Genomic DNA, 25,941 nt, shown 5'->3' with positions numbered 1-25,941 from the left:
TCTCAGCGTGGCGCGGTTGAGGCTGCTGCCGCGTTCGCCGCATCTGCGCATTGCGCGCAGATGCAGGCAAGGTCACGTGCTTCCGGCGGGACTCTGTCCAGCAGCGTTTGTTCAAAACTTTTCGACATGCACCAGCAGGATTCGAGCGGGGCGCCTGTTGCGCGCGCCACTTCCACAGCGCACATGTTTGCGCTGCTGCAGATCGGGCAGCGGGTGGGATCCAGGGCAGTGGTTGGCAAACGGGTGAACATTGCAGCATTCTCAGACCGCTATGCTAAAAATCCTGGCATTGCAGAAAGACTCAATTTGTTGGCCTTGTCTACTCCCTACCGAAGCCTCGTTGTTGGCGGGATCGTTGCCGTAATCAATAAAGCTCTTCGATGAACAAGGCCAGAATTGTCATCATTGCGGGCCCAAACGGCGCAGGCAAGACGACCTTTGCGCGAGAGTTCTTGCCCAAGGAGGCAGGTGTGCCCGTCTTCGTTAATGCTGACTTGATTGCCGCAGGGTTGTCTCCGTTTGCACCTGAACGCGCAGCAATCCAAGCAGGACGCCTTTCATTGAAAGCAATCGTTCTGCATGTTGAAAAAAACGAGAGTTTTGCATTCGAAACTACGCTCTCTGGCAAGGCGTATTCGCGACAAATTCCTGTTTGGAGGGCCCGGGGATATCGAGTCGAACTTTTCTTTTTTAGCCTTCCCTCGGCTGAGGTCGCCATTCAACGCGTGGCAGAACGAGTCCGCCAAGGAGGACATGACATTCCAGAAGCGACGATTCGCCGCCGTTTCGAAGCGGGTAGAAGACTGCTTGTTGAGCTTTATCAGCCATTGGTAGACCAATGGTCTGTTTACGACAATACCGGCAATGAGCCGAGGTTGATCAGTTGGAGTTACAAGCCATGACCATGCCACTGCATATCGACGAGCCAGCGCCTGACTGTGTTGCGAGCGTCTCGATACCTGAAGAGTTACAGGGGTCGCTTGCCGCACTGAAGCGAGCCGCGCTGAATGCAAAAAAACTTGCGGAGCAAACCGGAACAGACCTGATCGTGGTGCGTTCCGGCTTGCTGGTGCGCATGTCGCCGAGCCAACAACCTGCGCCCGACTGAACCGGTCAAGCCTCGCCCTTCACCTTCAACCGCCACGCATGCAGCAGCGGCTCCGTATACCCGCTCGGCTGTTCGACGCCCTTGAATACCAGATCCCGCGCGGCCATGTACGCATCCGACGTCTTGAAGTTCCCCGCCATCGGCTGATACAGCGCATCCCCGGCGTTCTGCCCGTCCACCACGGCAGCCATGCGCTCGAAAGTCTCCTCGACCTGCGCCGCGCTCACCACCCCGTGCAGCAGCCAGTTCGCGATGTGCTGGCTTGAAATTCGCAGCGTCGCACGGTCTTCCATCAGCCCGACGTTGTGGATGTCCGGCACCTTCGAGCAGCCGACGCCCTGGTCGATCCAGCGCACGACGTAGCCGAGGATGCCCTGCACGTTGTTGTCGAGTTCCTGCTGCTTGTCGGCGTCGCTCCAGTCGGGATTCGGCGCGACCGGCACTTGCAGCAGGCCGTTCAGGATGTCGTCGCGCACGGCGTCGATGTCGGTCTTCTCCAGTTCCTTCTGCACGTCGGCCACGCTGACCTGGTGATAGTGCAGCGCGTGCAGCGTGGCAGCGGTGGGCGAAGGCACCCAGGCGGTGTTGGCGCCGGCCTTCGGGTGGCCGATCTTCTGCTTCAGCATGTCGGCCATGAGGTCGGGCATGGCCCACATGCCCTTGCCGATCTGCGCCTTGCCGCGCAGGCCGCAGCTCAGGCCGACCAGCACGTTGTTCTTCTCGTAGGCCGCGATCCACGGCGTCGTCTTCATGTCGCCCTTGCGCAGCATCGCGCCGGCCTGCATGGCGGTGTGCATCTCGTCGCCGGTGCGGTCCAGGAAGCCGGTGTTGATGAAGGCGACGCGCGATGCCGCTTCGGCGATGCAGGCCTTGAGATTGACGCTGGTGCGGCGCTCCTCGTCCATGATGCCGAGCTTGACGGTGTCGGCAGGCAGGCCGAGCAACTGCTCGACGCGGCCGAACAGCTCGCTCGCGAAAGCGACTTCGGCCGGGCCGTGCATCTTCGGCTTCACGATGTAGACGCTGCCGGTGCGCGAATTGCCCTTGCGCTTCAGGTCGATGGTGGCGATGGTGGTCGTCACGATCGCGTCGAGGATGCCTTCCGGAATCTCCTTGCCGTCCGCATACAGGATGGCTGGATTGGTCATCAGGTGGCCGACGTTGCGCAGGAACATCAGCGAGCGGCCATGCAGCTTGAGCGGCTGGCCGTCGGCGCCGGTGTATTCGCGGTCGGGATTCAGGCCACGCGTGAAGGTCTTGCCGCCCTTGGCGACTTCCTCGGTCAGCGAGCCTTCCATGATGCCGAGCCAGTTCGAGTACGCAACCACCTTGTCGGCCGCATCGACCACGGCGACCGAGTCTTCCAGGTCGAGGATGGTCGAGAGCGCGGCTTCCATCACCACGTCGCTGATGCCGGCCGCGTCGGTCTTGCCGATGGTCGTGCTGCGGTCGATCTGGATGTCGATGTGGATGCCGTTGTGCTTCAGCAGGATCGAAGACGGCGCTGCCGCATCGCCCTGATAGCCGACGAACGCGGCCGGGTCGACCAGCGTCGTGCTGCCGCCTTCGAGCGCGATCTGCAGCTGGCCGTCCCGCACGCTGTACCCGGTCGCCAGCTTGTGCGAGGCGCCGACCAGCGGCACGGCCTGATCGAGCACTTCGCGAGCGAATTCGATCACCTTGACGCCGCGCACCGGGTTGTAGCCCTTGCCTCCCGGGCCTGCTTTCTCGGCGCCGTCGGTTTCCGGGATTGCATCGGTTCCGTAGAGCGCGTCGTACAGCGAGCCCCAGCGCGCGTTGGCTGCGTTGAGCGCATAACGCGCGTTCAGGATCGGCACCACCAGCTGCGGGCCGGCCTGCAGCGCGAGTTCGGCATCGACATTGGTCGTCGTGGCCTGCGTGCCCTTGGGCTGCGGCAGCAGATAGCCGATCTTCGTCAGGAAGTCGCGGTATGTCGGCATGTGCGCGATCGGGCCTGGATTGGCCTTGTGCCAGCCGTCGAGCTCGGTCTGCAGGCGGTCGCGTTCGGCCAGCAGCGCGATGTTCTTCGGCGCCAGATCGGACACGATGGCGTCGAAACCTTTCCAGAACGATGCACTGTCAATACCGGTGGCAGGCAGCACCTTGTCTACGAGGAATCGATGGAGTTCGCTGGCGACCTGGAGGCCGTGGACGGTGGTGCGTTCGGTCATTCGGAGTCTTTCAAGGGTGGGTGTCGGGTTGATCTGGAAACTGTATTCGATATCAACCGGATGATTTAACCTGCGGAAATGCTTTGATTCGCAACCTGAATAGAGCTAATCGACGGAGACAGCCCGGTTTTCGCCGATCTGCGCGATGCAGCCCTCGATCCATCGAGCGGCACTCGCAGCGTCCGCAGGCTCGGCGCCGAACAGCAGGCGATAGAAAAGCGGCGCGACGAATCCGTCCATCACCGTGTCCGTCGACATCGAAGGCTCGCCCCGCGCGCGGGCGCGTTGCAGCATCGACTCGACCTGGCTGGCGGTGAACACGGCGCACTGGCATGCGCCTGTGCCGCTACCGAACTGGCCGGTCGACAGCACGTCGCGCAGCATGCCGCGTCCGATGTCGGACGACATTTCCTCATGGAACTGCTCCGCCCAGGCGCGCAGGTCGCCGCTCAGCGTGCCGGTGTCCGCCGGTTCGGTATCGGGCCGGAAACGCTGGACCGAAACGTCGGCCAGCAACTCGGCCAGATCGCCCCAGCGCCGGTAGACGGTCGACGGCGTCACGCCGGCGCGCGCGGCGATCAGCGGCACCGTCAGCGCTTCGCGTCCATGCAGTTCGATCAGTTCGCTCGCGGCCGCATGCACGGCTTCCTGCACGCGGGCACTGCGGCCACCTGGCCGCAAGCGGATGGGATTGTTCATGGCGTTCATATTAAAGCAAAGGATTTGCGTTAGTTGAAGGGCTGGCGCACAATCCGCTAACGCAATTTGTTTGCGTTAAAGGTTCGAAAATGAAGCTGACCGCTCCCGCGCCGATCAAGGCCACAGTTCCACTTGCCGCGTCGGGCCGGCTTTCGCCAGTTGCGGCTTTTGCCTTGGTCGTCACACTGGTCGTCGCTTTTCTCGCCGCTTCGAGCGCGCCGTCGCCGCTGTATGCGCTGTACCGCGAAACCTGGCATTTCTCGGCGTTCACGCTCACGCTGGTCTTCGGCAGCTACGCGTTCGCGCTCCTCGCGGCACTGCTGGTGTTCGGCGCGCTGTCCGATCATCTCGGGCGCCGCACCGTCGTGCTCGCTGCGCTGGTCCTGGAGATCGGTGCGCTGGCGCTGTTCTGGAGTGCCGAATCGGTCGGCTCGCTGATCGCCGCGCGCGTGTTGCAGGGGGTGGCGACCGGCATGGCCACCAGCGTGCTGAGCGCGACGCTGCTCGATCTGCATCCGACGCGCGGTGCGCTGTTCAACGGACTTGCGCCGATGGTCGGTATGGCCCTGGGCGCGCTCGGTGCCGGTGCGCTGGTGCAGTTCGCGCCGCGACCGCTGCATCTCGTCTACGAACTGCTGCTGGTCGTCTTCCTGCTGCAGGCGGTCTTTGCGCTGCGCCTGCCCGAAACGGCGGCCCGCCGCGCCGGCGCATGGCGTTCTCTGATTCCGCGAGCGCACGTCCCGCTCGCTGCGCGGGCGTTGCTGGTGCGCGTGCTGCCACTGAACACGGCGGGCTGGGCGCTCGGCGGCTTCTACCTGTCGCTCGGGCCGACGCTCGCGCGCCTGGTCACCGGCCGCGACACGCCGCTCATCGGCGGGGCGCTGATCGCCACGCTGGTTCTGACCGGCGCCGTCGCCATCTATGCCGTTCGCCTGCAGGCGCCGCGACCCGTGCTTCGCAACAGCGCCCTGCTGCTCGGGGCCGGGCTGACGATCACGCTCGCGGGTGTGCATTTCGGCAGCGCGCTGCCGTTCTTCGGCGGCACGTTGGTCGCGGGGCTGGGCTTCGGCGCCGGCTTCAATGCCGCGGTTCGCACGATCGTGCCGGCGGCGCGGCCGGACGAACGCGCGGGGCTGCTATCGACCTTCTTCGTATGCAGCTATCTGGCATTCAGCGTGCCGTCCCTGCTGGCAGGGCTGGCGGTGGGCACGGTCGGGCTGCATGCCACCACGCTCGCTTACGGCGGGTTCCTGATCGTGCTTTGCGCAGCCGCCTGGATCGCGACGCGAGAGCGCGGCTGAAGTCCCCGAACGGAAGTACCGGCGGCGACCGGTTTAATCTCTCCGGCCATGAATCCATCCGATACGCCTACAGCCGTTCTCATCAGCGAGGTCGGCCCGCGCGATGGCCTGCAATCGGTCGCCGCGACGATGCCGACCGCCGACAAGCTCCGCTGGATCGACGCGCTCCACGCAGCCGGCGTGCGCGAGATCGAAGTCGCCTCCTTCGTCCCCGCGCGCCTGCTGCCGCAGATGGCCGACGCCGCCGAAGTCGTGCGGCATGCGATCACGTTGCCCGGCCTCGTCGTGATGGCACTGGTGCCGAACCGGCGCGGCGCGCAGGCGGCGCTGGAGGCCGGCGTGCACAAGCTCACGATGCCCGTGTCGGCAAGTGCGGCGCATTCGCTGGCGAACGTGCGCAAGACGCGCGAGGAGATGGTCGACGAGGTTCGTGCCATTTCCGATCTGCGCCGCGACTTGGCGCCGCACGTCCGGCTCGAAGCCGGCATCTCGACGGCCTTCGGCTGCACGCTGCAGGGCGATGTGCCGGAAGACGAAGTGATCCGGCTGGCTGTGCAGTGCGTGGAAGCAGGTGCCGACGAGGCCGGGCTTTCGGACACCGTCGGCTATGCGAATCCGGCACAGGTGCGACGCCTTTTCCGCCGCCTGCGGGCCGAACTCGGCGACAAGGCTGGCGCGGCGCACATGCACAACACGCGCGGCCTCGGGCTGGCCAACTGCCTGGCCGCGTATGAAGAAGGCGTGCGCACCTTCGATGCGTCGCTCGGCGGCCTCGGCGGCTGTCCGTATGCGCCGGGTGCGTCGGGCAACGTCGTCACCGAAGACCTGGTCTTCATGTTCGAGGCGATGGGTGTGCGCACCGGGATCGACCTGCCGCGGCTGATGGCTGCGCGCGCACCGCTGATCGCAGGGCTGCCCGGCGAAGCGGTCTACGGCATGACGCCCGAGGCCGGCCTGCCCAAAGGCTTCGTCCAGGGAAACTACGCGCATGTCTGAAGAAACCCAGCCGCTCCCGTACGCCGGCATCCGCGTCGTCGAATTCACCCACATGGTCATGGGGCCGACCTGCGGGATGCTGCTCGGCGACCTGGGCGCCGAGGTCATCAAGGTCGAGCCGATCGAGGGCGACAACACGCGCCGGCTGCTCGGTTCGGGCTCCGGCTTCTTTCCGGCCTTCAACCGCAACAAGAAGAGCATCGCGCTCGACCTGAAGCAGCCCGAAGGCGTCGAGGCCGCGCTGCGGCTGATCGCGACCGCCGACATCGTCAGCGAGAACTTCAAGCCCGGCACCATGAAGAAGCTGGGGCTCGACTACGAAACGCTGAAGAAGCTGAACCCGCGCCTCGTCTACGTCAGCCACAAGGGCTTCCTGCCCGGCCCCTACGACCACCGCACCGCCCTCGACGAAGTCGTGCAGATGATGGGTGGCTTGGCTTACATGACCGGGCGCACCGGCGACCCGCTGCGCGCCGGCACCAGCGTCAACGACATCATGGGCGGCATGTTCGGCGCCATCGGCGCGATGGCCGCGCTCCGCCAGCGCGACATCACCGGCAAAGGCGGCGAAGTGCAAGCGGCGCTGTTCGAGAACAATGTGTTGCTCGTGGCGCAGCACATGATGCAGTTCGCCGCCACCGGCAAGGCGGCCGACCCGATGCCGAGCCGCATTTCTGCCTGGGCCGTGTACGACGTGTTCACGGTCAAGGACGGCGAGCAGATCTTCCTGGCCGCCGTCAGCGACAAGCAGTGGGCCGTCTTCTGCAAGGCTTTCGGGCTGGAGGAAATGATGGCCGACCCGCGCCTCAAGTCCAACAACGACCGCGTGCTCGCGCGCGAATGGATGATGCCGATCCTGCGCTCGCACCTCGCCGACCGAAGCGCCGCCGAACTCAGTGCCGTGTTCGAGGCGAACGAGCTGCCCTTCGCGCCCATCACCAAGCCCCAGGCGCTGTTCGACGATCCGCACCTGAACGCGACCGGCGGACTCGCGCCTGTGCGCATGAACGACGGCAGCATGTCGAAGGTGCCGCTGCTACCGCTGACGCTCGACGGCGAGCGGCCCGGCATCCGCCTGCAGCCGCCGCTGCTCGGCGAGCATACGGACGAACTTCTCCGTGAGGTCGGCTATGGAGACGACGAGATCGCGCGTTTCAAGGCTGCGCACATCACGGCTGGGTCGGCTGCCAGCCTCCACCCAGCGCCCGGTCCAGACTGACCCGAGCCGTCAACTCGTCGGCGCGCAACTGCAGCGCCGTCTGCTGCGCGCTGAAGAGGTTGCGCTGCGCATCGAGTTCGTCGAGGTGCGAGGCATAGCCCTCGCGATAACGGTTGCTCGCCACCCGCAGCGTCTCCTGCAGCGCGACGCGTTGCGCTTCGACTTCCACGCTCTGCCGCGCCAGCTCGTCGACCGCAGACAGCTGGTCTTCCACTTCGCCGAACGCCGTCAGCACCGTCTTCTCGTAACCGGCCAGCGCCTGCTCGCGTCGCGCGTCCGATGCGCCGACCTGCGCGCGCAACCGTCCGCCTTCGAACAGCGGCGCGAGGATGCTGCCGCCGATGCTCCAGAGCCTGAACGGATCGCCGGTCAGCGCGCTCGAGCTGATGCTACCGAGCGTCGCCGAGAGCCGCAGCGACGGCAGCAGCTGCGCCCGCGCCGCGGCGAGTTGCGCATCGGTCGCGGCGAGTTGTGCCTCTGCGCCGACGATGTCCGGACGCCGCCGGAGCAAGTCCGACGGCAGGCCGATGTCGGGCAGCGGCACGAGGCGCAGTTCGGTCAGCGAAAGCCCGCGTTCGACCGGCCCGGGCGATGTGCCGGTCAGCACGCCGAGCGCGTGCTCCTGGCGGCGGATCGCGAGTTGCAGTTGCGGAATCACCGCCGCCGTCGCCCGGTATTCGGCTTCGCTCTGCTGCGTCTCCAGCGCCGATGTGTAGCCGCGCGACTGGCGCGAGCGCGCGAGGTCGAGCGCCGACGCGCGCGCCGCCAGCGTCTGCCGCGCGACATCGAGCCGCGCGTCGAGCGCGCGCAGGTTGATGTAGCCGGAAGCGACGGTGGCGGCGACGCTCAGCGCGGCGCTGTCGCGTGCCGCTTCGCTGGCCTGCAATTGCGCGGCGGCGGACTGGTTCAGCGCATCGAGCCGGCCCCACAGATCGACCTCGTACGCGGCCTGGAACTGCGGCTGCGTCACGGTCGAGAGGTAGGGCTTGCCGGTCGCGGCACTCACGCTGCGGCTGCGGCTTTCGCCGACGCCGAAATCCAGCGTCGGCAAGCCGGCTGCGCGTTGCACGTCACCCAGCGCACGCGCTTCGGCAACGCGCGCCGCGGCGCTGCGCAGGTCGGTGTTGCGCGACAGTGCCTGCGCGATGAGCCGGTCGAGTGCCGGATCGTCGAAATCGCGCCACCAGCGTGTGCCGAGCGGCCGGCGGGGCAGGGCGTCTTTTCCTGGGGTCGCAGGCTGGCCCTGCCAAGTGGTCGGGACTTCGGCTGCGAGCGACGGCGCTGTCGTCGGCGCGGTGCTGCAGGCCTGCAGCAGAAGGACCGCGGAGAGCGCGACGGCACTGAATGCGAGCGTGCGTCTCATGAGCCGCTCCCGGTCGGCGCATTCGCAACCGGCGTCACTGTGCCGCCGCGCGTGTCCACGCTCACCACCACCGACATTCCCGGCCGCAGATGCTGCGCCGCCGCCTGGTCCGGATCGACCGCGATGCGCACCGACAGTCGCTGCGGGATCTTCGTGAAATTGCCGGTTGCGTTGTCCTGCTTGATGACGCTGAATTCAGAGCCGGTGGCCGGCGAGATGCGCTCGACATGGCCTGTCAGCCGTGCGTCGGCGAGTGCGTCGACATGGAAGTGCGCGATCTGCCCCGAAGCCATGCGCGCCGTCTGCGCTTCCTTGAAGTTCGCCACCACCCAGACCTGCGCCGGCACCACGGCCATCAGTTGCGTGCCGGGCGTCACGTACTGGCCGAGCTTCACGCCGACTTCGCCCACATGCCCGTCGCGTGGCGCGCGGATCTGCGTGTTGTCGAGATCGATCTCCGCCAGCTTCACCGCCGCGCGTGCCGAATCGACGGCCGCCTCGACCGCGTTGCGATTCACGACCACCGTGCGCAGGTCCTGCGTGGCGACGGCGCGGCCGGCCTGCGTCTGCAGCGCGCTGGCTTCGGCCTGCTTCATGGCGGCCTCGGCCTGATGCAGCGCGGCTTCGGTCTGGTCGCGCTCGCGTTGCGACAGCGAGCCGTCCTGCGCCAGCGGCGTCGCGCGGCGCATGTCGGCCTGCGCGCGCGTGAGCTGGGCGCGCGCGTTCAGCACCTGTGCCTGCGCACCGGCGATCTGCGCCTGCGTGCTGCCGATGGCCGCTTCGCGCGACAGCCGCGCCTGTGCCGTGTTGGCCAGATTGGCCTCCTGCGCGGCGAGTGCGCTACGCGCCTGTTCCAGCTTCTGGCGGTAGATGCGGTCGTCCAGCTTCACGATGACGTCGCCGGCCTTGACCGCCATGTAGTCCTGCACGTCGACCTCCGCCACGTAGCCGTCGACCTTCGGCGCGACGATCGTGACCATGCCGCGCACGTAGGCGTTCTCGGTCGTTTCGGTGCCCGTGCGGAACGGCGGCAGACGCCATGCGTAGAGCACGAGGCCGACGCACAGCAACGTCGCGGCCAGCACGATCCAGGTGCCGCGGGAGCGAAGGGTCTTGGAGAAGTAGGACATGGTGAATCGATCGAAGGAAATCAGGAAAGCGTCGCGCGTCGCGACCGGTGCCAGCGGTGCGTCTTCACGCCCGCGAAGACGAAGAAGCCGAGCGTCGACACCAGCGCCACCGCGTGGAACAGATCGTTGTAGGCCATCACGTAGCTCTGCTGCGTGACCTGCTGGCTGAGCAGGGTCAGTCCCTGCGTGGCGCGCGCGGCCGAATCGTTGATGCTCGACGCATAGGCGCCGCCGAGCTGCGCCAGCCGCTGAGCGACCTGCGGATCGGACAGCTGGAGATGCTCGACCAGCTGCGAGTAGTGCAGTCGCTGGCGGTCGACCAGCAACGTCGAGAGCCACGCCTGGCCGATCAGTCCGGCCAGCGCCTGCCCGCCGCCGAAGGCCGCGATGAAGGTGATGAAGTTCTTCATGCCGCCTGCGATCACGTTGCTGAAACCCTGCAGCAGCGCCGAGGCCAGGAACATCGCGCTGGCCGCCGCCAGCAGGGTCTGCGAGAGATACAGATCGTGCGGCCGGGTCAGCACGGTCGCATCGCCGTCCATCAGTGCCGACACGATGATCAGCACCAGCGCGATGTCGCCCAGCACGCCGAACTTCTGCGACGGCAGCGCCACCAGCGCGGCCAGGAAGCCGGCGATGGTGCCGAGCGTCACGCACAGGAACAGCAGATGCATCTGGTCGTTGGTGAAGCCGAGCGTGTTCATCAGGCCGACCGCGCCGACCGTCTGCTCCGACAGCACGATGCGGAACAGCAGCACCGCGCCCATGAAGCGCAGCATGAACGGGCTCATGAGCCAGCGCAGGTCGAGCAGCGGCTTCTCGCGCTGCAGCTCGGCCGCCACGTACAGGCCGAACAGCAGCAGCGCCGCGGCCAGACAGACGCCGAGCCACGGCGTATCGCTCCACCAATGCAGCCGGCCCTGCGTGAGCACCACGCAGATCAGCGCCAGCGCGCTCGCGTACAGCGCGAAGACGATGCCGTCGCCGCGCGCGAACATCTGCTGCGTCGGCATCGGCCGCAGCCGTACCACGTTGATCGCCGCCATGCACAGAATGGCCAGCGCCGCATCGAGCATGTTCAGCCCCTGCCACTGACCGATCTGCAGCAGGTCTTCGGAGATCACGCGCGACAGCGGCGCGCCGATCTGCAGCGCAGCGAAACCGAGCACTACCCCGGTGAAGATCTTCGCCGGCGGAAAGGCCTGGATCATGTAGAGCACCGTGAGGCTGCTGATCGGTGCCGCAGCCAGTCCGAGCGCGGCGCGCACCACGACGGCAGAGCCGAGATGCTGCGTAAACAGATGCGCCACCGCCAGCAGCAGGTACATGCCGATCACGATGTCGGCGAACCAGCGCAGGCCGTACTGGTAGCGCACCTTGGTCAGCAGCACCGATGCGGAGATGTTGGTCGCGAAGTACGCCGTCGTGAGCCAGCTGGCCTCGGTCGCCGTGGCGCCGAGCGCGCCTTGCACGCCGGTCAGGTTGGAGTTGACGAGATTGATGCCCAGGCCCTGCGTGATGCCGAGCAGTACCGCGACCGCCGCCATCGCCAGCCCGTCGCGCAGGACGTAGGGCGGCGGAGGCGGAACGGCTGCCGGTGCCGGTGCCGGTGCCTGCACCTGAACCGGCGCAATCTCGCGCTCGGCGCTCATGCGGTGGTCGCCTTGTCGGCGCCTTGCGCCATCGGCATCACCAGCGTATCGACGAAATGCGCGATCAGCGCGCGCGTCACCGGCTGGCCGTGCGCGTTGTAGCGGTAAAGGATCAGCGCGGGCACCAGGTCGAGCAGCATCTCGATGTCGTCGGGCGGTGGAATTTCGCCCCGCGCTGTTGCCCGTTCGATCAGCGAGCGCACCTTGGCGCGTCGCGCAGTCAGGCGTTCGGGCGTGACCTTGGCCGTCCAGGCCAGGTGCTGGCGGACATTGCCGAGCATTTCCTGCATCGCCGCCTGCATCAGCGGATCGCCGATTCCGTAGTAGTGCGAATAGGCATCGACCAGGTCGTCGCGCAGCGTGCCGGTATCGACCTCGATGTCGAGCGGCGAATGCTTTGCGAGCGCGTCGGCGAGCAGTTCGTCCTTCGATTTCCAGCGCCGGTAAAGAGAGGCCTTGCCGGCACCGGCGCGCTGCGCGACCGCTTCCATCGTGACCGCGTGGATACCGCCTTCACCAAGCAGCGCCATCGCGGCATGCAGGATGTTGGCGTCGAGCAACGCATCGCGCGGGCGTCCGGTGGCGGGCAGGCTGGCGGAATCGGACATAGGTGGAACAAAGTTGAGCAGTGAACGAATAACGGAACAAACTAGTTCCGAAACGTCAATGTATCGAAACTGGCGAGTCCCTGTCGCCGGCATGGGCGCAACCGGAAGATCGCTCTCGATAATCCCGCGATGGACCGTCTCACCCAACTCGAATCCTTCGTCGCGGTCGCCGCCCGCGGCAGCCTCACGGCGGCCGCGCGTGCGGAAGGCGTGGCGCCGGCCATCATGGGGCGCCGCATCGACGCGCTGGAGGAGCGACTCGGCGTCAAGCTGCTGGTCCGCACCACCCGGAAGATCACGCTGACGCACGAAGGCAGCGCTTTTCTGGAGGATTGCCAGCGTCTGCTGGTCGAGTTCGCCAATGCCGAAGCCAGCGTGAGCGCGGGCGGCGTGAAGGCCGCCGGCCATCTGCGCGTGACGGCGCCGGCCGGCTTCGGGCGCCGTCATGTCGCGCCGCTGGTGCCGAAATTCCACGCCCTGCATCCCGACGTGACGATCTCGCTGAACCTGAGCGACCGCGTGATCGACATGACCGGCGAGGGATTCGACTGCGCGGTGCGGGTCGGCGATCTGCCCGATTCGTCGCTGGTCAGCCTGCGCCTGGCCGACAACCGGCGCCGCTGCGTTGCCACGCCCGATTTCCTGCGCCGCCACGGCACGCCACAGCATCCGAGCGATCTGGCGCGCTTCGCCTGTCTGACCCTGTCGAGCGACGCTTCGCAGACGCGCGGCTGGGCTTTCAGGCTGCCGACGGAAGGCGGCGAGCCCGAGACGTTGCACTTAAAGCCGCAGGGTCCGCTCGACTGCTCGGACGGTCAGGTGCTGCACGACTGGTGCCTGGCCGGCCACGGCATCGCCTGGCGCAGCAGCTGGGAGATCGATGCCGAGATCGAAGCCGGCCGGCTGGTGCCGCTGCTCGACGACTTTGCAGCACAGCCGAACGGCATCCATGCGGTGTTTCCGCAGCGCAAGCACCTGCCGCTGCGGGTGCGGTTGTGGCTCGATTTCCTCAAGGCGGCCTACGGGCAACCGACGTTCTGGGCCGGCACGATGCCGCCGAGCAAACCCACTGAAAGAAAGCGATGACCTTCGAAGCCATCCGGCGTACTTGCAGCTGCTCGAGAGGCAGGTGACGCTTTAGGACGAGTCTGAGGGTTTCGGTGGTCATTGGACGCAAAAGATGCTGCCTTCCACCACATGTCCACTCATCGGAATCACATGACCCAACCTCTCTCGCTTCAAAGTCCGCGGGTGCGGCATTCGACCGTTCCGGCCTATCCGCATGAAAAACCGCACGGGTCCGCCAATTCCAAAATCGATGGGATCTTTCGCCGCCAGACCGCCGCGATCCAGGTCCCGCAGACATACGCCATGGAGCGCCAGCGCCTGAATGCCGCCGTGTTCGGTGTGATGCAGAAGATGAACCTGCAGCCTGACCGTCCTGAGAACTATTTCCGCTACCGCGTCAACCACACCCAAGAATTTCAGCACAACGGCCAGCCTGCTTATATTCAGCAGCAGGGTGGGGCGGTGCATCATCTCGTGGGCTTCTCGGGTGAAGGCCAGTCGCGACTCAGCCGGATGTTTGCCGGCGGAGCGGGCCAGTATCAGTTCAGTGTCGAACGGGAAACCAACGGAATCGAACAGTTGCGCGGACCGAGGCTGACTCCGACGCAGATGGCCGTTGCACTCGAAGAACTGCAACGGAGCATGTAGGCAGTCAGCCGCCGGCAGCCGAGTGACCGGCGGAAGTCTCGCGTCAGGCCTTGGCGCCCGCTTCGCACTTCTTCATGAAGCTGTTCTTTGCAGCGCCTGCCAGTGCCTTGCCGTTCTTGTCGATCGCCTTGGTGGCGCAGGCCGGCGTCGCGGCTGCCTTGGTGTCTTTTTCGCACTTCTTCATGAAGCTGCTCTTGGCGGCACCGGCCAGCGCCTTGCCGTTCTTGTCGATCGCCTGGGTGGCGCAGCTGGTGCCGGCGACCGGCGCCGCCATCGGCGCAGCAGCCTTGTCCTGCGCCTGCGCGGCACCGAAGGAGAGGCATGCGCCCAGGGCGAGAAGAGTCAGGAGCTTGTTCATGTTGGTGTGTCCTTGAGGGTTGAAAGAAGACTGCTGCGGCTTTGAGTTGTGCCGCTCCTGCTAACGGGCCAGCCGTGGCAGCCGATGACTGTGAACAAAACTTTTAGGGTTAGCCCCGGTAAAATCTTCCTATGCAATTGGTCAAACAGGAGCTCCTCGCGGCACTCGCGAGCATGCTCGAATCCCTTTCTCCCGGCGCCGCCTCCAAGGCGGCGTTCGAATCTCCCAAGGTTCCTGCTCACGGCGATTTCGCCAGCACCGCCGCGATGCAGCTGGCCAAGCCCCTTGGTCGCAAACCTCGCGAACTGGCCGAGGAACTCAGCGCCGCGCTGGGCGCCACGCCCGCTTTTGCACGTTGGGTCGACGCGATCGAGATCGCCGGCCCCGGCTTCCTCAATATCCGCCTGAAGACCGTCGCCAAGCAGCAGGTGGTGCGAGAAGTGCTGGCTGCGGGCTCCGATTTCGGCAGGCAGCCGACGACCGGAGAGCGCGTGCTGGTCGAGTTCGTCTCGGCAAACCCGACCGGCCCGCTGCATGTCGGCCACGGCCGGCAGGCTGCGTTGGGCGACGCGATCTGCAATCTGCTGGCGTCGCAAGGTGCCGATGTCTGGCGCGAGTTCTATTACAACGACGCCGGCGTGCAGATCCAGACGCTGGCCAACAGCACGCATTTGCGCGCCCTCGGCTTCAAGCCCGGCGACGCCGAATGGCCGAGCGGCGAAAAAGCACCGGCCTACAACGGCGAATACATCGCCGAGATCGCCGCCGACTTCCAGGCACGGAAGACCGTCAAGGCCGACGACCGCGAAGTCACCGCCACCGGCGACATCACCGATATGGACGCCATCCGCCAGTTCGCCGTCGCCTACCTGCGCCACGAGCAGGATCTGGACCTGAAGGCGTTCCAGGTGAAGTTCGACAATTACTACCTCGAATCCAGCCTCTACACCAGCGGCCGCGTCGCTGCGACGGTGCAGAAACTGATCGACGCCGGCAAGACCTACGAGCAGGACGGCGCGTTGTGGCTGAAGTCGACCGACTATGGCGACGACAAGGACCGCGTGATGCGCAAGCAGGACGGCACGTTCACCTATTTCGTGCCCGATGTGGCGTATCACATCGCGAAGTGGGAGCGCGGTTTTCATCGCGTCGTCAATATCCAGGGCACCGACCACCACGGCACCATCGCCCGCGTGCGCGCCGGACTGCAGGCGGTCGATGCCGGCATTCCGAAGAGCTACCCCGATTACGTGCTCCACACGATGGTGCGCGTGGTCAAGGGCGGCGAAGAAGTCAAGATCAGCAAGCGCGCCGGCAGCTACGTCACATTGCGCGACCTGATCGAATGGACCAGCACCGACGCGGTTCGCTTCTTCCTGCTCAGCCGCAAGCCCGATACGGAATACACCTTCGACATCGACCTGGCCGTCGCCAAGAACAACGACAACCCGGTCTACTACGTGCAGTACGCGCACGCGCGCATCTGCTCGGTGCTCGCGGCCTGGAAGGAGAAGGACGGCGGCGATGCGGCCACGCTCAAGGACGTCGATCTGGGCGCGCTGTCGACTCCCGCTGCGCAGTCGCTGATGCTGCTGCTGGCCAAGTACCCGGACATGCTGACCGCCGCCGCAAAGGATTTCGCGCCGCACGACGTCGCCTTCTATCTGCGCGAACTCGCCGCCAGCTACCACAGCTACTATGACGCCGAACGCATCCTGGTCGAAGACGAAGCGGTCAAGAAAGCCCGTCTGGCGCTGGTCGCCGCCACCGCGCAGGTACTGCACAATGGCCTCGCGATGCTGGGCGTGAGTGCGCCGAGCAAGATGTGAATCTCCTTTTCTCCACCATGAAATCAAGACAACGCGGAAACACCGTCATCGGGCTGATCGTCGGCATCGTGCTCGGCCTGGGCGTGGCGCTAGGCATCGCGGTCTACGTGACCAAGGTGCCGATCCCGTTCATGACCAAGACGCAGCGCGGCGGCGCCGAACAGGACGAAGCCGAGGCGCGCAAGAACCGCGACTGGAACCCGAACGGTCCTCTGTCGGGCAAGGCCGGGGCTCGCCCGGCTGCGCCGACGCAGCCTGCATCGGTCGGTCCGCTGAATCCGCCCAGTTCGGACGCGTCGGCTTCGAGTCCTGCTGTCGTCGCGCCAGGCGCAACGGCGGCTGTGCCGCCTCGCGCCACTCGCGCGCCGGTGCCGGTCGAGGCTGCCCGCACACCGCCGGCTTCGAGTGATCCTCTCGGCGATCTGGCGCGTGCCCGGTCTGGCAATTCGGGCGACAGTAGCACCACAGCGGCTGCCGCTTCCACCGGCGCCGATCCGTTCATGTATTTCGTCCAGGCCGGTGCCTTCCGCACCACCGACGACGCCGAATCGCAGCGCGCGAAGCTCTCGTTGATGGGCGTCGAAGCCCGCATCACCGAGCGCGAACAGGCCGGACGCACCGTCTACCGCGTGCGCGCCGGCCCGTTCAACAAGAAGGACGACGCCGACCGCCTCAAGGAGCGGCTCGACGGCGGCGGCCTCGAATCCAATCTGGTCCGGGTCCAGCGCTGAGCGGTTGATGCCGCTGCAGCTCGACCGGCCTGCCTCCCTGGCGCGGGAACTCCGCGCCGTCCCAAGGCTCTTTCAGCCCACAGGAGAATTTTTCAAATGAAACGTCGTGACTTTTCGCTGACCGCTGCGTCGCTCGGCCTGCTTCCTCTCGTCGCAGTAACCATCGGCACTGCTGCGCATGCGCAGTCCCCCGTCGCGCCGAAGGCCGGCAAGGACTTCATCGCCCTGGGCAAGCGCGCCCCGATCGACACGCCTGCCGGCAAGGTCGAAGTGGTGGAGTTCTTCTCGTACAACTGCCCGCATTGCGCCGCCTTCGAGCCGCAGCTCGAGACCTGGGTGAAGACGCTTCCGGCCGATGTGGCGTTCAAGCGCATTCCCGTGCCTTTCGTCGGCAACGACACCGAACCCAAGCAGCGCCTCTACTACACGCTCGAAGCGATGGGCAAGGTCGACGAGTTCCAGATGGCGTTGTTCCAGGCCATCCATCAACAGCGCCAGCCGCTGAGCGGCGATGCCGGCATCCTGGCATGGGTTGCGAAGCAGCCGAGTCTCGACGCGAAGAAGTTCGGCGAACTGTTCAAGTCGTTCACCGTCGTCGGCAAGGCAAAGCGCGCGACGCAACTGACCACCGACTACCAGGTCGCAGGCGTGCCGGCGCTCGGCGTGGCCGGCCGGTACTACATCGACGGCGACACGGCCGGCTCGTTGGGCCGCGCGTTGCAGGTCACGGAATTCCTGATCGGCGAGGCCCGCAAGGGTTGATTTCGCACGCACCGGGCAGCGTCCGGCGTCGGGGAGGCAGCCCGCTTCGGCGGGCTTTTTTGTCTGCGCGTCAAGCCATTGCACCTGACGCTTACAATCTTCGAGCAAGTTTCGTGCCTTTATGAACCAGCGATACACACTCATCCGATCTCTCTCCCGCCGAATCGTCGTTGCCACCACGACCGCTGTCGCGTTGATGGCGGTGCTGGTGATGCCCGCTCAGGCCGAAAAAGCCGACCGGACGAAGCCGATGAACATCGAGGCCGATGCCATGCGCTACGACGACCTCAAGCAGACCAGCGTGTTCACCGGCGGCGTGGTGGTGACCAAGGGCACGATCATCATCCGGGGCGCGCGCATCGACGTGCGTCAGGATCCCGAGGGCTATCAGTACGGCGTCGTCACCGCGGCGCCGGGCAAGCTCGCCTATTACAAGCAGAAGCGCGATGCCGGCATCGACGAGTGGACCGAGGGCGAATCCGAAGTCATCGAGTACGACAGCCGCGCCGACAACGTCAAGTTCATCCGCCGCGCCGTGATGCGCCGGCTGATCGGCGCGAAGCCGAACGACGAAACCACCGGCGAACTGATCGTCTACGACCAGGGCAACGACACCTTCACCGTCAATGGCGCAGCCTTGCCGCCCGGCGCCAGCGTGGCGGCCGGTGCGCAGGGCGGTCGCGTTCGGGCGATCCTGACGCCGCGTGCGGCTGGCGAGCCAGCCGCGGGCAGCTCGGCTCCTGCGACGCCGGTCGCGCCGACGGGTCGCGGCTTGCGTCCGAGCACGACGCTCGGCGGCGGAGACGCGGCCAAGTGAGCATCGACACCAATCTGGTCAGGAACGAGGCCAAGCCGGTTTCGTCGACCGAATCCGCTGGCAGCCGTCTCGAAGTGCGCGGCCTGCAGAAGCGCTACGGCAGCCGCCAGGTCGTGAAGAACGTGTCGCTGCAGGTGCAGAAGGGCGAAGTCGTCGGCTTGCTCGGCCCGAACGGCGCCGGCAAGACGACTTCGTTCTACATGATCGTCGGCCTGGTGCGCGCCGATGCCGGCGAGATCAGCATCGACGGCGAGCCGATCGCACACATGCCGATCCACAAGCGCGCGCGCATGGGTCTGAGCTACCTGCCGCAGGAAGCGTCGATCTTCCGCAAGCTCACGGTGCGCGAAAACGTGCGCGCCGTGCTCGAATTGCAGCAGGAACCCGATGCCAAGGGCAACATGGCCGCGCTCAGCAAGCAGCGCATCGACCAGCGACTCGAAGAGCTGCTGGCCGATCTGCGCGTCGAGCATCTGCGCGATTCGCCGGCGCTGGCGCTGTCGGGCGGCGAACGCCGACGCGTCGAAATCGCGCGCGCGCTGGCCACGCAGCCGCGCTTCATCCTGCTGGACGAGCCGTTTGCCGGCATCGATCCGATCGCCGTCATCGAAATCCAGCGCATCGTCAGTTTCCTGAAGAGCCGCGGCATCGGCGTGCTCATCACCGACCACAACGTGCGCGAAACGCTCGGCATCTGCGATCACGCCTTCATCATCAGCGACGGGCAGGTGCTCGCCGAAGGCACACCGGCGGAGATCGTCGACAACGCCGAAGTACGCCGCGTGTATCTCGGCGAACACTTCCGGATGTGACCTTGAAGCATTGGACGGCATGAAACAAGGCCTGTCGCTGCGGGTATCGCAGCATCTCGCACTTACTCCCCAGCTGCAGCAGTCGATCCGGCTGCTGCAGCTGTCGACGCTCGAACTCAGCCAGGAAGTCGAGCAGATGCTCGACGAGAACCCGTTCCTCGAACGCACCGCCGAAGAAGCGCAGCGGGAAGAGTTCGGCATCGACTCGGTCGACGCGCCCGGACCGCGCGACGAGGAGTTCGCTCCGTCGGCGGCGGCATCGTCGAGCGACAGCGCCAGCAGCAGCACCTCGACCGCCGAATCCGAAGCGCCGGCCGCCGATACCGCTGAAATCTCCGACGCCCAGCCCGACTGGGAGGGCGACGGCACCGTCGAGATGGCGCCGGACGATAGCGAATGGGGCGGCGATGCGCCGGCCAGCTCCAACAACATCAGCTCCAACGACGGCGGCGACCGGGCCGACGCGACCGAGCTCGCGCGCAGCCAGGAATCGCTGCAGTCCTTCCTGCACCGGCAGGCGCTGAGCCTGCGGCTGGGCGACAACGACCGCGCCGCGCTGCGCTTCCTGATCGAATCGCTCAACGACGACGGTTATCTCGAAGATTCGCTGCCGGCGCTGGCATCCGGTCTGGCCGGCGACGACAACGACCAGTTCGACGATCTGGTGCATCACTTCCAGGTCGCGCTCGGCCTGCTGCAGAGCCTGGAGCCGGTCGGCGTCGGCGCCCGCGACCTCGGCGAATGCCTGGCGATCCAGCTGCGCGCGCTGGCCGATCCGCAGGAGTCGGACGAGCAGGTGCAGGTGCGCAAGACCGCCATCGCCATCTGCAAGCATCCGATGGAATTGCTCGCGCGCCGCGACTTCAAGCGCCTGGCCACGCTCACGCGCAGCAATGAGGAAGAAGTGCGCAAGGCGCTGCAACAGATCGCGACGCTGGAGCCGAAACCGGGCCGGCGCTTCGTCGACGTCGAGCGCAACGTGATCGTGCCGGACGTGATCGTCACGCGCAGCGGCAACGGCACCAACATCAAGTTCCGCGTGATGCTCAACCCCGACGTCATGCCGCGCCTGCGCGTGCACGACATCTATGCCGGCGCGCTCAAGCAGCACAAGGGCGAAGGCAGCCAGGCGCTGTCGCAGCGGCTGCAGGAAGCGCGCTGGTTCATCAAGAACATCCAGCAGCGTTTCGATACCATCCTCCGCGTGTCGAACGCCATCGTCGAACGGCAGAAGAGCTTCTTCATCCACGGCGAACTCGCGATGCGGCCGCTGGTGCTGCGCGAGATCGCCGATGAACTCGGGCTGCACGAATCGACCATCAGCCGCGTGACCACCGCCAAATACATGGCGACGCCGTACGGCACGGTCGAACTCAAGTATTTTTTCGGATCGGCGCTCGGCACAGAGACCGGCGGCAACGCATCCAGCACCGCGGTACGCGCGCTCATCAAGCAGTTCGTGACCTCCGAGAACATCAAGAAACCGCTGTCCGACAGTCAGATCTCCGAGATGCTGAAAGAGCAGGGCATCGAATGCGCGCGCCGCACCGTCGCCAAATACCGCGAGGCGCTGCGCATCGCGCCGGCCAATCTGCGCAAGTCGCTTTGAAATCATGAACCAGCTCAATCTTTTCCTTCCCTGCGCCGCCGGCGTCGAAGACTTTCTCGCCCAGGAAGTGCATGGCCTCACGGGCCTCGCCGGCGACGACCTGATGGCGTCGCGCGGCGGAGTCTTCGTGCGCGGCTCATGGCGCGACGCCATGAAGCTCAACCTGCACAGCCGCCTGGCGCAGCGCGTGCTGGTCGAGCTGGCCCATGCGCCGTATCGCAGCGAGACCGATCTCTACGACATCGCCGGCGGCGTCGCCTGGGAAATCTGGTTCACGCCGAAGCAGACCTTCAAGATCGAAACCACTGCCCAGCACAGCCCGCTGCAGAGCCTGAACTTCGCGACGCTGCGCATCAAGGACGCGATCGCCGACCGTTTCCGCGCCAAGGCCGGCGGCGTGCGGCCGAGCATCGAGACGCAGTGGCCCGACTGCCGCGTCTTCGCGCACCTGACCACAGACACCTGCACCCTCTACATCGACACCTCCGGCGAGCCGCTCTTCAAGCGCGGCTGGCGGCAGGACAAGGGCGACGCGCCGCTCAAGGAAACGCTGGCTGCGGCCATGCTGGCTGCCAGCGGCTGGTGGAACCCGGAAAGCGGCGAAGTTTCGACCGCGCCGTTGTACGACCCGTGCTGCGGCAGCGGCACGATCGCCATCGAGGCGGCACAGATCGCGCTCGGCATTCCGGCCGGCGCGCTGCGGCGTTTCGGATTCGAGAAACTGCTGCCGTTCCAGCCGCACGTCTGGGACGCGCTGCAGGACGAGTCGGAGACGAAGCAGCGAGAAACCGAAGCCAGTCGCACCGTGGGCGCGCCGGTCATCTTCGGCAGCGACGTTGCGTTCCGGATGGTCGACTTCGCAGAGCGCAACGCCGAGCGCGCGGGCGTGGCCGCGTCGATCGAATTCCGCGGCGGCGACGCGCTTCAGCGCATGCCGCCCGTCGAAGGCGGCGGCACGATGATGCTCAATCCGCCATACGGCGAGCGCATCGAGGTCGGCGGCATAGCCCGGCCCGGTGCTCGCGAACAGGCTGAAACGGAAGACGGCGGCGAGTTCTTCAGCCAGCTCGCCAGCCACTGGAAGAAGAACTACGCCGGCTGGACCGCCTGGATGCTCACGCCCGACCTGCAGTTGCCCAAGCGCATGCGCCTGAAGGAATCGCGGCGCGTGCCGATGTGGAACGGCCCGATCGAATGCCGGCTGTTCCGCTTCGACATGATTGCTGGGTCGGCGCGCGGACGGACCTGAACGCGGTGCAGGCCGTGGCGCCCGAGTGCGCTTCCATCGTCATCGACACCAACATCGTCCTCGACCTGCTGGTCTTCGACGACCCGGTTTGGGCTGCGCTGCAGGCAGCGCTCGACACCGGCCAGCTACGTTGGATCGCCACGCCGTCGATGCGCGTTGAACTCGAACGCGTGCTCGGCTATCCGTTGATCGCCCGGCGGTTGATGAGGGATGCGCGCCTGCCGGACGCCGTGCTGGAACGCTTTGATGCGCAGGTGCAGATGGTCGATGCAATACCCGTGCGTGCCGTTTTCGTCTGCAAGGACCCGGACGACCAGGTTTTCATCGATCTTGCCGTTGCGCACAAGGCTCGGCTGTTGAGCAAGGACAAGCTGGTGCTGGCGATGCGCAAGCGGCTCGCGACGCTGGGCGTTGTCGTTTCGCCGGTTTTCACCGACTAGCCGGCGGCGTACCACCGTCCCAGCAGCCGCGCACTCGCCCGCACCCGCTGCGTATCGCGTCCCCAGCGCCGTCCTTCCGGCAGATGCCGTAGCCAGCTCATCCGCCGGGCAGCCAGCGCGATGCGCTCGCGCACGGCCTCGCTGGCATTGGCCTGCACCGCATGCCAGTGTTCGCCGGCCGCATGCGGTGCGGCAGCGCGCATCAGCATCGCGGTGGAGTGAAGGTAGCTCAGCCAGTCGCGCACCTGGCATTCGGCGATACCCAGCGCAGCGCCGGGATCGTCTTCGAAATCGATGTAGCCGATCACGCCGTCGGGACACTGCACGAGATTGCGGTCGAAAGCCTGGCTCAGATAGGCGCCGCGCGAATGCACCGTCGCGATGGCGTCCAGACCTTCGCGCCAGGCGCTCAGCAACGTGGCCGGGCAGGTGGCGGCGGCCTGCGCCAGGCGCTCCTGCAACACGACAGTCGCGCGGCTTTCGCCCAGATCGGCCAAAAGCAGACCGTCGGCCTGCTGAGCCAGCACGGCCGGCACCCGCAGCCCGAGCGCGCCGAGTTCGCCCAGCCGCCGCGCCTCGATGGCAATGGCCGCCTCGCCGCCCGGATTCGGCACCGGCTTTAGCACTTCGAGCCGCAACAATGCCGCGATGGCCGCGAGCACCCGATAGCGCCATGCGCCATGCCGTGGCCCGGCTTTCTTCAGCCAGACTCGCTGGTTGCCGAGCCGGTGACTGGCGACGCCACGTTCCTGCTTCGGCAGCATCGTGCGGAGAAATTCGGCGTAATCGCCGGGTTGCAGCGTTTTCATCAGCGGATCGGCTTCACAACGACTGGAAACTCTGCGCGCTGGCCAGCGGCCAGTAGAGCCGGAACACGCTCGCCTGTTCGTCCAGCGATCCGAGCAGCGCGCCCGGCTGCACCTGCAGCACCAGATTGCTCAGCAGGCGCACTTCCGTGTCCGAGATGCGCCGCACGATGTGGTGCGCGGTGATCTGCTGTGGATGGTCGAGGCCGGCGGCCTGCACCAGTTCCTGTAGCGCATGCAGCGTGCTGCGGTGGAAATTGCGCACGCGGTCGGCCTTGTCGGTCACCACCAGCGCCTGCTGGCGCACCGGATCCTGCGTCGTCACGCCCGTCGGGCAGTTGCCGGTGTGGCAAATCTGCGCCTGGATGCAGCCCAGCGCCATCATGAAACCGCGTCCGGCGTTGCACCAGTCGGCGCCGAGCGCCATCATCCGCGCCAGGTCGAAAGCGGTGATCACCTTGCCGGCGCAGCCGATGCTGATGCGGTTCCGCAGGCCGACGCCGACCAGCGTGTTGTGCACCAGCAGCAGGCCTTCCTGCAGCGGCGCGCCGACGTGATCGCTGAATTCGACCGGTGCCGCGCCCGTTCCGCCTTCCGCGCCGTCGACCACGATGAAATCGGGCGTGATGTCCGTTTCCAGCATCGCCTTGACGATCGCGAACCACTCCCACGGATGGCCGAGGCAGAACTTGAAGCCGGTCGGCTTGCCGCCCGACAACTCGCGCAGCCGGGCGATGAAACGCAGCATCTCGAGCGGCGTCGAAAACGCGCCGTGCGACGAAGGCGAGACGCAGTCGACGCCGATCGGCACGCCGCGCGCCTCGGCGATTTCTGCCGTCACCTTGGGCGCCGGCAGCACGCCGCCGTGGCCCGGCTTGGCGCCCTGGCTCATCTTCAGCTCGATCATCTTCACCTGCGGATCGCGCGCGTTGGCGATGAAACGCTCCTCGCTAAAACTGCCGTCGTCGTTGCGACAACCGAAGTAGCCCGAACCGATTTCCCAGATCAGGTCGCCGCCATGCACGCGGTGATGCGCCGAGATCGAGCCCTCGCCGGTGTCGTGCGCGAAGCCGCCCAGCTTCGCGCCCTTGTTGAGCGCCAGGATCGCATTGGCCGACAGCGCGCCGAAGCTCATCGCCGAGATGTTGAACACGCTGGCCGGGTAAGGCTGCGCACAGCTCGCGCCGATGACGATCCGGAAATCGTGGTCGGCGAGCGTCGTCGGCTGCATCGAATGGTTAATCCATTCGTAACCCGACAGCGTCACGTCGAGCTGCGTGCCGAACGGCCGGTTGTCCGGCTCGCCCTTGGCGCGCTGGTACACCAGCGAGCGCTGCGCCCGCGAGAACGGCACGGCCTCCCGATCGCTCTCGATGAAGTACTGCCGGATCTCCGGCCGGATGTATTCCAGCAGAAAGCGCAGGTGACCTATGACCGGGTAGTTGCGCAGGATCGCATGCGGTTCCTGCCGGACATCGCGCAGGCCGAGCCCGGCGAGCAGCGCGAAAACGCCGAGCGCGACCCACGCCGGCCAGGCGTCCGGCAGCAGGACGACGGCGACCAGACTGACCGCAAGACCGGCGATGCAGAGCGCCCAGGCCATGCGACGGGCCGGAAACAAGGAAAACGTGGGGGTCGAAATGTGATCTCTCCGAAAGGCTGCTGCATCATAGAGGGCTGTTTTTACAAGCCTTTCCACGAGTTCCCATGACCACGACCCCCGACAACGCCGCCACCGAATCCGACTCCGCCGCAAACCCGGCCGACACCCCGCTCGGCCCCGAGGACTTCGACCTGCTCGACTCGCTCCTCGATACTTTGCGCGACAAGGACGACGAAATCCCGCAATGGGAATTCTGCGAAGGTTTCATGGCTGCGCTGGTCTGCTTCCGCCGCCCGGTGCCGCCCGCCGAATACTGGCAGGTCGTCTTCGGCGACACCTTCGTGCCGGCGCAGAACATGGAACTGGTCTGGCACTGGAAGCGCCGCTGGAAGGAGATCGAGACCTCGCTCGACGCTGCCGTCGAAGCGCTCGACGACGACCGCGCCTACCAGCCCGAAGTGCTCGACACGCGCGGCGCCATCGCGTCGCTGCCGGAAGAAGAGCGTGCCGAAGTCGAGGGCGACGAGATCCCTTCTTTTGCGCAGGTCTGGGCGCTGGGCTTCATGTTCGCGGTCGAGAACTGGCCCGAAGACTGGGCCGCGCCGCGCGACAAGGACGCCGCGCAGATGCTCGACGACGCGCTCAGCACCATCGTCGCACTGACCGAAGACGACACCGGCAAGCCCGAGCTGTCGATGTTCAGCGAAGACGGCCCGCCAAGCGTGAGCCAGAAGCGGCTGGATCAGTTCGGCGAGGCGATCTGGGGGGTGTACGACCTGCGACAGCTGTGGAAGAGCATGGGGCCTAGGCAGGAGACGATCAGGAAAGAGGCGACGCCGGGAAGGAACGATCCGTGTTCTTGCGGGAGTGGGAAGAAATACAAGAAGTGCTGCGGGGCTTGAAGGGGAGCGTCGAGAATTTTCGGAAGTCGATAATTTGTA

At 66.1% G+C, this 25,941-nt stretch carries 27 protein-coding genes; 17 read left to right on the top strand and 10 right to left on the bottom strand.

Going from position 1 to position 25,941, the window contains the following annotated elements:
* Positions 1 to 2: 2 nt before the first annotated feature.
* A complete protein-coding gene (locus tag ACSFA3_RS15075) occupies positions 3 to 185 on the bottom strand; it encodes a cysteine-rich CWC family protein (protein ID WP_435506906.1) in 183 nt (60 codons plus the stop codon).
* Between ACSFA3_RS15075 and ACSFA3_RS15070 the strand changes: the two genes are divergently transcribed.
* From ACSFA3_RS15070 to ACSFA3_RS15060, 3 genes are read left to right on the top strand one after another with little or no spacing between them, the layout of a single operon-like run.
* On the top strand, positions 184 to 384 hold the full coding sequence (locus ACSFA3_RS15070) for a hypothetical protein (RefSeq protein WP_435506937.1): 201 nt from the start codon (positions 184 to 186) through the stop codon (positions 382 to 384). The genes ACSFA3_RS15075 and ACSFA3_RS15070 overlap by 2 nt on opposite strands.
* Positions 381 to 902 carry an ATPase gene (locus ACSFA3_RS15065; protein ID WP_435506295.1) on the top strand — a complete coding sequence of 174 codons (522 nt, stop codon included), beginning with the start codon at positions 381 to 383 and terminating at the stop codon, positions 900 to 902. Before ACSFA3_RS15070 ends, ACSFA3_RS15065 begins: the two co-directional genes overlap by 4 nt.
* A complete protein-coding gene (locus ACSFA3_RS15060) occupies positions 899 to 1,108 on the top strand; it encodes a hypothetical protein (protein WP_435506294.1) in 210 nt (69 codons plus the stop codon). The genes ACSFA3_RS15065 and ACSFA3_RS15060 overlap by 4 nt, the downstream gene beginning before the upstream one ends.
* A 5-nt stretch (positions 1,109 to 1,113) precedes the next feature.
* Here ACSFA3_RS15060 and ACSFA3_RS15055 read toward each other — a convergent pair whose 3' ends face one another.
* A complete protein-coding gene (locus ACSFA3_RS15055) occupies positions 1,114 to 3,300 on the bottom strand; it encodes a malate synthase G (RefSeq protein ID WP_435506293.1) in 2,187 nt (728 codons plus the stop codon).
* A gap of 105 nt (positions 3,301 to 3,405) precedes the next feature.
* Positions 3,406 to 3,999 carry a TetR/AcrR family transcriptional regulator gene (locus ACSFA3_RS15050; RefSeq protein WP_435506292.1) on the bottom strand — a complete coding sequence of 198 codons (594 nt, stop codon included), beginning with the start codon at positions 3,997 to 3,999 and terminating at the stop codon, positions 3,406 to 3,408.
* Between the two features lie 89 nt (positions 4,000 to 4,088).
* Here ACSFA3_RS15050 and ACSFA3_RS15045 point away from each other — a divergent pair, with 89 nt between their 5' ends.
* From ACSFA3_RS15045 to ACSFA3_RS15035, 3 genes are read left to right on the top strand one after another with little or no spacing between them, the layout of a single operon-like run.
* Positions 4,089 to 5,300, top strand: coding sequence for an MFS transporter (locus tag ACSFA3_RS15045; RefSeq protein ID WP_435506291.1), 1,212 nt, complete (start codon positions 4,089 to 4,091; stop codon positions 5,298 to 5,300).
* 48 nt (positions 5,301 to 5,348) lie between these two features.
* Complete coding sequence (locus ACSFA3_RS15040; protein WP_435506290.1) at positions 5,349 to 6,296, top strand: hydroxymethylglutaryl-CoA lyase; 948 nt, start codon at positions 5,349 to 5,351, stop codon at positions 6,294 to 6,296.
* Positions 6,289 to 7,515: a CaiB/BaiF CoA transferase family protein gene (locus ACSFA3_RS15035; RefSeq protein ID WP_435506289.1), complete on the top strand. Its 1,227-nt coding sequence runs from the start codon at positions 6,289 to 6,291 to the stop codon at positions 7,513 to 7,515. The genes ACSFA3_RS15040 and ACSFA3_RS15035 overlap by 8 nt, the downstream gene beginning before the upstream one ends.
* On the opposite strand, the gene ACSFA3_RS15030 is transcribed toward ACSFA3_RS15035, so the two are convergent.
* Genes ACSFA3_RS15030 through ACSFA3_RS15015 form a run of 4 tightly spaced genes read right to left on the bottom strand, consistent with a single transcriptional unit; the run spans position 7,466 to position 12,268 of the window.
* Positions 7,466 to 8,878 (bottom strand): efflux transporter outer membrane subunit, encoded by a 1,413-nt coding sequence (locus tag ACSFA3_RS15030; RefSeq protein WP_435506288.1) that lies wholly within the window; start codon positions 8,876 to 8,878, stop codon positions 7,466 to 7,468. The two genes, ACSFA3_RS15035 and ACSFA3_RS15030, sit on opposite strands and share 50 nt — an antisense overlap.
* Positions 8,875 to 10,008 carry an HlyD family secretion protein gene (locus ACSFA3_RS15025; RefSeq protein ID WP_435506287.1) on the bottom strand — a complete coding sequence of 378 codons (1,134 nt, stop codon included), beginning with the start codon at positions 10,006 to 10,008 and terminating at the stop codon, positions 8,875 to 8,877. Before ACSFA3_RS15025 ends, ACSFA3_RS15030 begins: the two co-directional genes overlap by 4 nt.
* A gap of 20 nt (positions 10,009 to 10,028) precedes the next feature.
* Positions 10,029 to 11,660, bottom strand: coding sequence for an MFS transporter (locus tag ACSFA3_RS15020; protein ID WP_435506286.1), 1,632 nt, complete (start codon positions 11,658 to 11,660; stop codon positions 10,029 to 10,031).
* Positions 11,657 to 12,268 (bottom strand): TetR/AcrR family transcriptional regulator, encoded by a 612-nt coding sequence (locus ACSFA3_RS15015; protein WP_435506285.1) that lies wholly within the window; start codon positions 12,266 to 12,268, stop codon positions 11,657 to 11,659. Before ACSFA3_RS15015 ends, ACSFA3_RS15020 begins: the two co-directional genes overlap by 4 nt.
* 129 nt (positions 12,269 to 12,397) lie before the next feature.
* Here ACSFA3_RS15015 and ACSFA3_RS15010 point away from each other — a divergent pair, with 129 nt between their 5' ends.
* Together ACSFA3_RS15010 and ACSFA3_RS15005 are read left to right on the top strand one after the other, a co-directional pair.
* Complete coding sequence (locus tag ACSFA3_RS15010; RefSeq protein WP_435506284.1) at positions 12,398 to 13,354, top strand: LysR family transcriptional regulator; 957 nt, start codon at positions 12,398 to 12,400, stop codon at positions 13,352 to 13,354.
* A 132-nt stretch (positions 13,355 to 13,486) separates the two neighbouring features.
* The gene (locus ACSFA3_RS15005; protein WP_435506283.1) at positions 13,487 to 13,984 is read left to right on the top strand and encodes a hypothetical protein; all 498 of its coding nucleotides are present in this window, start codon (positions 13,487 to 13,489) and stop codon (positions 13,982 to 13,984) included.
* Between the two features lie 43 nt (positions 13,985 to 14,027).
* Here the strand turns inward: ACSFA3_RS15005 and ACSFA3_RS15000 are convergent, their stop codons facing one another.
* Positions 14,028 to 14,342: a hypothetical protein gene (locus ACSFA3_RS15000; protein ID WP_435506282.1), complete on the bottom strand. Its 315-nt coding sequence runs from the start codon at positions 14,340 to 14,342 to the stop codon at positions 14,028 to 14,030.
* 131 nt (positions 14,343 to 14,473) lie between these two features.
* Between ACSFA3_RS15000 and argS the strand changes: the two genes are divergently transcribed.
* From argS to ACSFA3_RS14960, 8 genes are all read left to right on the top strand, one after another.
* Entirely contained in the window at positions 14,474 to 16,171 is a 1,698-nt protein-coding gene (argS, locus tag ACSFA3_RS14995; protein WP_435506281.1) for an arginine--tRNA ligase, read from the top strand.
* Positions 16,172 to 16,188: 17 nt separating this feature from the next.
* Positions 16,189 to 16,902 (top strand): SPOR domain-containing protein, encoded by a 714-nt coding sequence (locus tag ACSFA3_RS14990; RefSeq protein ID WP_435506280.1) that lies wholly within the window; start codon positions 16,189 to 16,191, stop codon positions 16,900 to 16,902.
* A 96-nt stretch (positions 16,903 to 16,998) separates the two neighbouring features.
* Positions 16,999 to 17,664, top strand: a complete 666-nt coding sequence (locus ACSFA3_RS14985) for a thiol:disulfide interchange protein DsbA/DsbL (protein WP_435506279.1) — start codon at positions 16,999 to 17,001, stop codon at positions 17,662 to 17,664.
* A 196-nt stretch (positions 17,665 to 17,860) separates the two neighbouring features.
* Complete coding sequence (lptA, locus tag ACSFA3_RS14980) at positions 17,861 to 18,481, top strand: lipopolysaccharide transport periplasmic protein LptA (RefSeq protein WP_435506905.1); 621 nt, start codon at positions 17,861 to 17,863, stop codon at positions 18,479 to 18,481.
* Between the two features lie 2 nt (positions 18,482 to 18,483).
* On the top strand, positions 18,484 to 19,293 hold the full coding sequence (gene lptB / locus ACSFA3_RS14975; RefSeq protein WP_435506904.1) for an LPS export ABC transporter ATP-binding protein: 810 nt from the start codon (positions 18,484 to 18,486) through the stop codon (positions 19,291 to 19,293).
* Positions 19,294 to 19,312: 19 nt separating this feature from the next.
* Complete coding sequence (locus tag ACSFA3_RS14970; RefSeq protein ID WP_435506278.1) at positions 19,313 to 20,902, top strand: RNA polymerase factor sigma-54; 1,590 nt, start codon at positions 19,313 to 19,315, stop codon at positions 20,900 to 20,902.
* Between the two features lie 4 nt (positions 20,903 to 20,906).
* Positions 20,907 to 22,151 carry a THUMP domain-containing class I SAM-dependent RNA methyltransferase gene (locus ACSFA3_RS14965; protein ID WP_435506277.1) on the top strand — a complete coding sequence of 415 codons (1,245 nt, stop codon included), beginning with the start codon at positions 20,907 to 20,909 and terminating at the stop codon, positions 22,149 to 22,151.
* Positions 22,097 to 22,591, top strand: a complete 495-nt coding sequence (locus ACSFA3_RS14960) for a putative toxin-antitoxin system toxin component, PIN family (protein WP_435506276.1) — start codon at positions 22,097 to 22,099, stop codon at positions 22,589 to 22,591. The genes ACSFA3_RS14965 and ACSFA3_RS14960 overlap by 55 nt, the downstream gene beginning before the upstream one ends.
* Here the strand turns inward: ACSFA3_RS14960 and ACSFA3_RS14955 are convergent.
* Both ACSFA3_RS14955 and ACSFA3_RS14950 read right to left on the bottom strand, forming a co-directional pair.
* On the bottom strand, positions 22,588 to 23,400 hold the full coding sequence (locus tag ACSFA3_RS14955) for a BUD32 family EKC/KEOPS complex subunit (protein WP_435506275.1): 813 nt from the start codon (positions 23,398 to 23,400) through the stop codon (positions 22,588 to 22,590). The genes ACSFA3_RS14960 and ACSFA3_RS14955 overlap by 4 nt on opposite strands.
* Before the next feature lie 13 nt (positions 23,401 to 23,413).
* Positions 23,414 to 25,000 carry an FMN-binding glutamate synthase family protein gene (locus tag ACSFA3_RS14950; protein WP_435506274.1) on the bottom strand — a complete coding sequence of 529 codons (1,587 nt, stop codon included), beginning with the start codon at positions 24,998 to 25,000 and terminating at the stop codon, positions 23,414 to 23,416.
* 104 nt (positions 25,001 to 25,104) lie between these two features.
* On the opposite strand from ACSFA3_RS14950, the gene ACSFA3_RS14945 reads away from it, so the two are divergent.
* Positions 25,105 to 25,902: a YecA/YgfB family protein gene (locus ACSFA3_RS14945; protein ID WP_435506273.1), complete on the top strand. Its 798-nt coding sequence runs from the start codon at positions 25,105 to 25,107 to the stop codon at positions 25,900 to 25,902.
* The last annotated feature ends 39 nt before the right edge of the window (positions 25,903 to 25,941 follow it).

The organism is Variovorax glucosi, from assembly GCF_051216695.1.
In the GTDB taxonomy this organism is placed as follows: Bacteria; Pseudomonadota; Gammaproteobacteria; order Burkholderiales; family Burkholderiaceae_C; genus Variovorax.
Note: the sequence above shows the minus strand (reverse complement) of the source record. Positions and strands in the feature narration are given on the sequence as shown.

Excerpts from the sequence above, each read along its gene's own strand:
- ACSFA3_RS15070 (WP_435506937.1), top strand. The coding sequence starts at position 184 with ATGTTTGCGCTGCTGCAGATCGGGCAGCGGGTGGGATCCAGGGCAGTG.
- ACSFA3_RS15075 (WP_435506906.1), bottom strand. The coding sequence starts at position 185 with ATGTGCGCTGTGGAAGTGGCGCGCGCAACAGGCGCCCCGCTCGAATCC.
- ACSFA3_RS15065 (WP_435506295.1), top strand. The coding sequence starts at position 381 with ATGAACAAGGCCAGAATTGTCATCATTGCGGGCCCAAACGGCGCAGGC.
- ACSFA3_RS15060 (WP_435506294.1), top strand. The coding sequence starts at position 899 with ATGACCATGCCACTGCATATCGACGAGCCAGCGCCTGACTGTGTTGCG.
- ACSFA3_RS15055 (WP_435506293.1), bottom strand. The coding sequence starts at position 3,300 with ATGACCGAACGCACCACCGTCCACGGCCTCCAGGTCGCCAGCGAACTC.
- ACSFA3_RS15050 (WP_435506292.1), bottom strand. The coding sequence starts at position 3,999 with ATGAACAATCCCATCCGCTTGCGGCCAGGTGGCCGCAGTGCCCGCGTG.
- ACSFA3_RS15045 (WP_435506291.1), top strand. The coding sequence starts at position 4,089 with ATGAAGCTGACCGCTCCCGCGCCGATCAAGGCCACAGTTCCACTTGCC.
- ACSFA3_RS15040 (WP_435506290.1), top strand. The coding sequence starts at position 5,349 with ATGAATCCATCCGATACGCCTACAGCCGTTCTCATCAGCGAGGTCGGC.
- ACSFA3_RS15035 (WP_435506289.1), top strand. The coding sequence starts at position 6,289 with ATGTCTGAAGAAACCCAGCCGCTCCCGTACGCCGGCATCCGCGTCGTC.
- ACSFA3_RS15030 (WP_435506288.1), bottom strand. The coding sequence starts at position 8,878 with ATGAGACGCACGCTCGCATTCAGTGCCGTCGCGCTCTCCGCGGTCCTT.
- ACSFA3_RS15025 (WP_435506287.1), bottom strand. The coding sequence starts at position 10,008 with ATGTCCTACTTCTCCAAGACCCTTCGCTCCCGCGGCACCTGGATCGTG.
- ACSFA3_RS15020 (WP_435506286.1), bottom strand. The coding sequence starts at position 11,660 with ATGAGCGCCGAGCGCGAGATTGCGCCGGTTCAGGTGCAGGCACCGGCA.
- ACSFA3_RS15015 (WP_435506285.1), bottom strand. The coding sequence starts at position 12,268 with ATGTCCGATTCCGCCAGCCTGCCCGCCACCGGACGCCCGCGCGATGCG.
- ACSFA3_RS15010 (WP_435506284.1), top strand. The coding sequence starts at position 12,398 with ATGGACCGTCTCACCCAACTCGAATCCTTCGTCGCGGTCGCCGCCCGC.
- ACSFA3_RS15005 (WP_435506283.1), top strand. The coding sequence starts at position 13,487 with ATGACCCAACCTCTCTCGCTTCAAAGTCCGCGGGTGCGGCATTCGACC.
- ACSFA3_RS15000 (WP_435506282.1), bottom strand. The coding sequence starts at position 14,342 with ATGAACAAGCTCCTGACTCTTCTCGCCCTGGGCGCATGCCTCTCCTTC.
- argS (WP_435506281.1), top strand. The coding sequence starts at position 14,474 with ATGCAATTGGTCAAACAGGAGCTCCTCGCGGCACTCGCGAGCATGCTC.
- ACSFA3_RS14990 (WP_435506280.1), top strand. The coding sequence starts at position 16,189 with ATGAAATCAAGACAACGCGGAAACACCGTCATCGGGCTGATCGTCGGC.
- ACSFA3_RS14985 (WP_435506279.1), top strand. The coding sequence starts at position 16,999 with ATGAAACGTCGTGACTTTTCGCTGACCGCTGCGTCGCTCGGCCTGCTT.
- lptA (WP_435506905.1), top strand. The coding sequence starts at position 17,861 with ATGGCGGTGCTGGTGATGCCCGCTCAGGCCGAAAAAGCCGACCGGACG.
- ACSFA3_RS14970 (WP_435506278.1), top strand. The coding sequence starts at position 19,313 with ATGAAACAAGGCCTGTCGCTGCGGGTATCGCAGCATCTCGCACTTACT.
- ACSFA3_RS14965 (WP_435506277.1), top strand. The coding sequence starts at position 20,907 with ATGAACCAGCTCAATCTTTTCCTTCCCTGCGCCGCCGGCGTCGAAGAC.
- ACSFA3_RS14960 (WP_435506276.1), top strand. The coding sequence starts at position 22,097 with ATGCCGGCTGTTCCGCTTCGACATGATTGCTGGGTCGGCGCGCGGACG.
- ACSFA3_RS14955 (WP_435506275.1), bottom strand. The coding sequence starts at position 23,400 with ATGAAAACGCTGCAACCCGGCGATTACGCCGAATTTCTCCGCACGATG.
- ACSFA3_RS14950 (WP_435506274.1), bottom strand. The coding sequence starts at position 25,000 with ATGGCCTGGGCGCTCTGCATCGCCGGTCTTGCGGTCAGTCTGGTCGCC.
- ACSFA3_RS14945 (WP_435506273.1), top strand. The coding sequence starts at position 25,105 with ATGACCACGACCCCCGACAACGCCGCCACCGAATCCGACTCCGCCGCA.